We start from the raw sequence: 6363 nt of genomic DNA on the forward strand, positions 1-6363 counted from the left end.
TGAAACGAGTGCCGTTCGTGGTGGGGCATTTTTAGTTATTCAGGCGAAACTACGAAAATATTTTGATGTTCCGTGCAAAGTTCCTTTTGAAGTAGCGATTTCAGTTTTTGTATCGTTTGCTCCAACTGTAATTGCTAATGCAGCTGCCCCTGGAGCTCCTACTGAATACAGTCCATCCCCAGCATTACCAGCAGCAACAACTGCTGTTACGCCAGATAGTACAGCGTTATTTACTGCAATACTTTCGACATCAGTCGGATCATTGTAAGTTGCACCGAGTGACAAGTTAATAACATCCATGCCATCGGCTACCGACTTATCGATACCTCCTAATACATTTTCAGTAGTACCTGACCCAAATTTTCCTAAAACTCGATATACGTAAAGATCCGCATCTGGTGCTACACCTGTTACTGCATAATCCGTGTTATTTTTACCACGCCCTGCAATAATTCCAGATACATGTGTTCCATGCTCTGTATAAAAAGTTGAACCTGTACTAGAATCTACTTCTGCTAGACCGGATTTTTTCCAATCGTCGTATGTAGTTTCCATTGGATCAGCATCATTATCGACAAAGTCCCAACCTTTTACTGAACTAGGACTAATTGACTTCGGATCTACTCCAGGTTGTGCACGATATCCTTTATATGCGTCTGTTAAATCTGGATGATTGTAATCGATCCCTGTATCGATTACCCCTACCTTAATTCCTTTACCCGTAATACCTTCATCATGTAATTTATTAATTCCTGGAAATACTTCAGTCGCTATTTTTTTCGAATCGCTAGTTCCTTCTGTATTTGTTGTTGGCTCAATTTTTATGACATTATTTGGCCAAACTGCTTTAACCGCTTTTGATTGTAATAATGATTTTACTTTATTTGCTGGTAACTCAATTGAAACTCCATTAAGCGAGCTCCTATATGTGCGTTTAATCTTGAACAACTTATTATTCTCTTTTAAATCATCTTTATAGATTGTTTGCAAATCACTTTTAAATGTTTCTTGTGCTTCGTTTGCTTTTTGCTCAGCATCTGATAATGATAAATTATTTCCGTTTGCTGCTTCTTCTAAAACTGCTACTTTTGCTGGTTTCTCTTTCAATTCAACAATTACTGATAGATTAGCAGAACTCTTTAAATCTACCGAAGATGGTAACTGAAGACCTTCTTCGCTACTCACTTGTAATTGATTAAGTGCCTGGCGTTGTTGTGGTGTAAGTTTTGCGAGCACCTGTTCAATAGAAGTCGGTGATGTTGCCTTTGCTATGGAACTAAAGTGGCTAGTTTGCATTGTACTCAATACCATTCCACCACTTAATCCTAAGATCGCAGTCCCTTTAATGAAACGATTCATTTTTTCCCCTTCTTTCATAGTACTTCTTTCAACTTTAATTATATGGAGCTTTGACGCTATTTCTTAATTTTGAAAATTCTCCCAAAACGTATTTTTATTTCGACTAATTTCGACAAAATATGGTGCGTTCACTTCCCTCCTTTTAATCAAGTTTTCATACCTTCCAAGCTACTATGTAAAATTCAATCTTTAAAAACCGAATTTTAATCCTGCAAGTCACTTTTCTACTAAATTGTTGTAAGATCTACCAGATTCCTCATAGATTTGTTTTAACCTTTTAAACATAGAAAAAAGAGCCTTAATAAAAGCTCTCTACATTGAAATGATGGTTATTTTTGATTTTCATTAACGTTTAACATTCGAATGTATCGCTGTTCTAGTTCCGAAGTTAGGAAACTTCTATATTTCCATATAGCTAATAGACATTGTTTAAATTTTTCATATATGCCCAAATATTCCACTCTATTAGCAACTTCAATTAATTCACTTAATCCATCAATATATTTTTTACTTTCACATTTAAAAAGAGCATGAGAATAACAGTAATCACTATACAACTGTTGTAAATGTAAATTCGAACTCCCTGCCAGTTTATTAATCTCTTTTTTATGGCTATTAATTAATTTTGAAGCATCCTCTAATCGATTTAACTTCACAAAAGTTTCTAGTATTCTCGGGATTCCTACATAAAAATCATCTCGATCTCTTAACCATTTATAATATTCATCAACATAATGTAATTCTCCAAAATCAATCAAAGTAACAAAACGGTTTCCAATTGCAATATCGGTATAGTATTCATTTACTTTCTCATATTTACTAATCAATTCTAACACTTCTTCTAAAGTTCCTAATCGAGTTAATGCAAAACCTTGATACATTAATGCTCGTCCGTAATGATCTTTATTCTTTGCCATTTTTTCTAATCTTTTTGCATAAAGAAGTACTTCATTCCATTGCTTTAACATATAATATGTAGCCGTAATCCATAATAGGGTTAGCTCTTGGAATTCTTCTGGCATATAGCTTATATATTCTAATACATGTACTAATGCCGAATGCCCTTCATCAGTTAATCGAATAAGATAAAATTTTCGAAAGTAACTAATCGCTACTTCTTCAGAGAAATGATTAGGCATATGTTCAATAATGTTTTCATACAAAGGTAAAGATTCTACTTCATTCCCTTCTGAAAAAAGCTGTTCAGCAACCTGAAAGAGAAGTTGATAATTCTTAGTTCGAATTGTTTTTGATTTCTCTTCTAACAGTTGAGTAAATAAACAATTCAGTTCTTCTGTAAATCCATTTAAAGCACAATTATAGATAAAAGCTACACTTCTTCGTTTATCAAGATACCTATTTTGGTTAAAGCAAAGCTCTGAATAGTAAGAATAAAACCTTCCAGTTGGAAGTTCAAAAGCTTCGGTAATTGCCTCTAAGTAGTGGAAAGGTAGTATTTTTTTTTGATTAAATATTCTACTAATATCACTATAATGAACTCCTGATTTGGCGGCTAAATCCATATTGCTCCACATTTTTTTATCCAGTAATGCCTTAAATTCATATATCAGTGATTGATTCATCGTGTCTCTCCTATATCAACATAATCGATTAAATTGTGATGGTTACTTTGAATGTTTTTCAATTTGTTAATAAAGCAAAAAGCATTTGTATTTTAAATAAGAAAAACTAACCCCTATATGTTCAAGCCCTTGAGCTTTTCATTTGTATGAATTTAAGAAGCTCTCTTTTTAAATGTTTACCTCCAGCCTTTGTAATACATAAATTTTTGAAACTATTAAACTAATCTGCTACCTTTGAACTACTTTTGATATAAATTTTAAATATTCAATTAGTTAATGTAAAATAGATAATAATTAACTGGCGTTCGATATTATCTAATTCATAATAGAAGCACAAATTAGTTTAAATTAGTTGATAGGTGTTGATATCATTAAAATCTTAAGGAGATTACATCATGTACTTGGAGAAATTAAACTATATTTTAGAGGTTGCAAAGGAAAGGTCTATTGTAAATGCCTCTCAAAATCTACATATTTCAGCTTCTGTAATTAGCCAATCCATTACCCAATTGGAAAAAGAATGGGGATTAAGGATATTTAATCGTACTAAAGCAGGGACAATATTGACCGAGGAAGGAAAAGCAGTTATAAGGAAAATATCTGAAATATTAGCAAAATATCAGGAATTGAAACATGAGATAAATATGCAAACAAATAAAACAAAAGCTAAATTAAAGGTTTCCTGTGTTCCTAGCTTAACGAATACTACCTTTAATGCGTTACGGGATTTTAAAAGAGATTACCCAGAGATTGACGTGTATATTCAAGAAATGAATCGTATTGAGGTATTAAAAGACATAAAGAGCGGATATTCTGATATAGGATTGCTCCCACAATATGAACAGGACTTAAGGGATGAAATAGATATTAATTACGAAAAGCTTTTTGATGGGAAATTGTGTGTATGCGTAAATAGTGAATCTTTTTTACGACGCTATGAGTTCTTGACACCCAAAGAATTAATTAATGAGAAATTGGCTATGTATAACGAAGAATATGCAAAGCTTTTTGCTAAACAGCACTTCGCTGATACAAACATTCTATTTACTACTACTAATACCCAAATTATTAAAAGGGCAATAATGGAGGAGGATGCTATCACGATTACATATGATAAATCTGTCAAAAATAACCCGGAAATTCTAAGTGGGCAGATGTTTTCAATCCCTTTGAAAGTTCAAGGATTTGAATCTCAACCATTCTGGTATATCTATACTAGGAATAAGCCTTTTACCAACATAACACAAGAATTTATTAGTTATGTGAAAAATAACTTAAGCTAATTTTCTAGCGTTTTATTCGTTTCTGGATCTGTTTTTTTATAGAATTGTCTGGTAGATGGGGTAGACAAATTAGATCCCCTCAATTAATTATTTTAATGCGCTCTATTGAGTTAAGCAGCTTCCTACTATTGCCCAATATAGACATTACTACTATATCTAATCTAGGTATCTTTTTTGTAAACTTGATGAAAACCCGTTTGTCTGCACGGATTAGTATTTTTCCTTTTATTCAATAAATTTCCTTTTCTCGTAGTATAAAAGATACGAAATATCTTCAATTGAACTTAATTTATAAAAGCAACAACTTTAATCATCTTTTAAACTCTAAGATGCTAAACTAAGCATTACAGATTAATAAAAGTCTTGAAGAATTTAAGGATTGAAAAATCTCACACCTAAAATTCTTCAACGTCTAATTGAACGTATTGAAATAAATGTAAATGAGGTACAAGAATAAATTGGGGCTCAAATAATATGCTTGTGAAGTTTCTATTCAATATTTTTGCAATGAATATTATTCATTACAAAAAACGAAATAAAATCTGAACACTAAAAATGGCCCAAACCCTTGATATTTTTAGGTTTGAGCCTTCACATTTGTATGAACCAACTGGACTTGAACCAACGACCCCTCCCATATCATTTCAGGATGCGTGGATTATTCCGTATTATTGAATATTTTGTCGATTAAGTCCAATAATTCAATCGGTCGATGAAATTTTATGCATTAATAGTCTGTTATTTCTATTGCTTCTAGTAATTTTGTGAGAAAGGTAGCCTTTACTTCTTCCTTAAACGCAATCATATCCTCTGATTTTAAACTGAAACTTAATTCAATAAGATCTTCTCTTTTAATACCTTCACAAGGTAGTTTCCTAAATTGTGGTTCAATACTACCGACCGAAAAATAACGACCATCCTTCGTCTCATAGTAGACATAAAATATTCCACCGTTAAACATTGTACTTTCTAGTTTAGGTGTAATTCCACCCTTTAAACAATCAGCCCCAGCTATCGCATTTATTGAAACCAATTATCAATAACAACGCCAACAACATTATCATTATAATTGTTGTCATTATTATTGTTATAATTAACATATGTTTCATGTTGCTATTGGAGTTCAGAAATTGTGATAAGTAAACGCCTGGTGTACATGCGTTTTTTTACATAGTACCCTTTACCATCTAATATTAAGCTTTTACTTTTGAAGAAGATTCATATAAATCTACCGCTTCATTTACTGTGAATCCTTTATGAACGATGGAATGTATCGCTTGGATCATTGCAAGAGGATGCTGAGATTGCCAAATATTTCTTCCCATATCTACCCCAGCTGCACCTTGCTCCATAGCATTATACGTAATTTCCAGTGCTTCACGAATTGTATCAAATTTTGGGCCACCTGCAATAACGATAGGAACCGGGCACTTACTCGTTACCTGTTCAAAGTTGTCGCAGTAATAAGTCTTAACAATATCGGTACCCATTTCAGCAAGAACTCTTGAAGCTAATGCTAAGAATCTGCCATCCCGTTTTTCAAGCTCTTTTCCAACTGCAGTAATTCCAAGTACAGGTATTCCGTAATCATGAGCATCAGTTACAACTTGAGCTAGATTTGTTACTGTTTGAGTTTCATAGTCAGAACCGATAAAAACCGAAACCCCTACACCAACAACATTATGGCGAATTGCTTCTTTTATTGATGTAACGATCCTTTCATTCGCTAGATCCTTCCCTAATGTTGTAGGACCGCCTGAAACACGAAGAACCATTGGTTTTTCCGTATTTTTTGGAATACATGCTGCAAGTGTACCTCTTGTTAAATAGAGCGAATCCGTGTATGGAAGTAAGTCTCTGACAGTTTCCTCAGGCTTTTCTAAACCTCTTATTGGCCCTAAGAAATAGCCATGATCTATCGCAAGCATTACTGCCCTTTTATTTGGTAATATTTTGTTTAATCGATTTTGAAATCCCCAGCTCACTATCTACTCACTCCTTAAATTGATTTCTGGATTCTTTATATTCACAACATCTCTTTCTAAAATATGCGGAGATTTAATGAAGAGGGCTTTAAAGGTTTTGTCAGTTTGATTGATAAGGTAATGTGCATCGCCTGGGCGGCATTGAATCATATC

5 protein-coding genes are annotated in these 6363 nt (G+C 33.2%); 1 reads left to right on the top strand and 4 read right to left on the bottom strand.

Annotated features, from left to right (window positions below):
* Nucleotides 1–39: 39 nt before the first annotated feature.
* Complete coding sequence (locus tag CN601_RS21730) at nt 40–1359, bottom strand: S8 family serine peptidase (RefSeq protein ID WP_179865642.1); 1320 nt, start codon at nt 1357–1359, stop codon at nt 40–42.
* A 329-nt stretch (nt 1360–1688) separates the two neighbouring features.
* A complete protein-coding gene (locus CN601_RS21735; RefSeq protein WP_098172336.1) occupies nt 1689–2942 on the bottom strand; it encodes a helix-turn-helix domain-containing protein in 1254 nt (417 codons plus the stop codon).
* Between the two features lie 395 nt (nt 2943–3337).
* Here CN601_RS21735 and CN601_RS21740 point away from each other — a divergent pair, with 395 nt between their 5' ends.
* Entirely contained in the window at nt 3338–4225 is an 888-nt protein-coding gene (locus CN601_RS21740) for a LysR family transcriptional regulator (protein ID WP_098172337.1), read from the top strand.
* Between the two features lie 727 nt (nt 4226–4952).
* On the opposite strand, the gene CN601_RS21745 is transcribed toward CN601_RS21740, so the two are convergent.
* On the bottom strand, nt 4953–5258 hold the full coding sequence (locus CN601_RS21745) for a hypothetical protein (RefSeq protein ID WP_098172338.1): 306 nt from the start codon (nt 5256–5258) through the stop codon (nt 4953–4955).
* Between the two features lie 160 nt (nt 5259–5418).
* Nucleotides 5419–6210 (bottom strand): 3-hydroxy-5-phosphonooxypentane-2,4-dione thiolase, encoded by a 792-nt coding sequence (lsrF, locus tag CN601_RS21750; protein ID WP_098172339.1) that lies wholly within the window; start codon nt 6208–6210, stop codon nt 5419–5421.
* Nucleotides 6211–6363 lie beyond the last annotated feature (153 nt).

Source organism: Bacillus sp. AFS017336 (assembly GCF_002555445.1).
Classification (GTDB): domain Bacteria; phylum Bacillota; class Bacilli; order Bacillales; family Bacillaceae_G; genus Gottfriedia.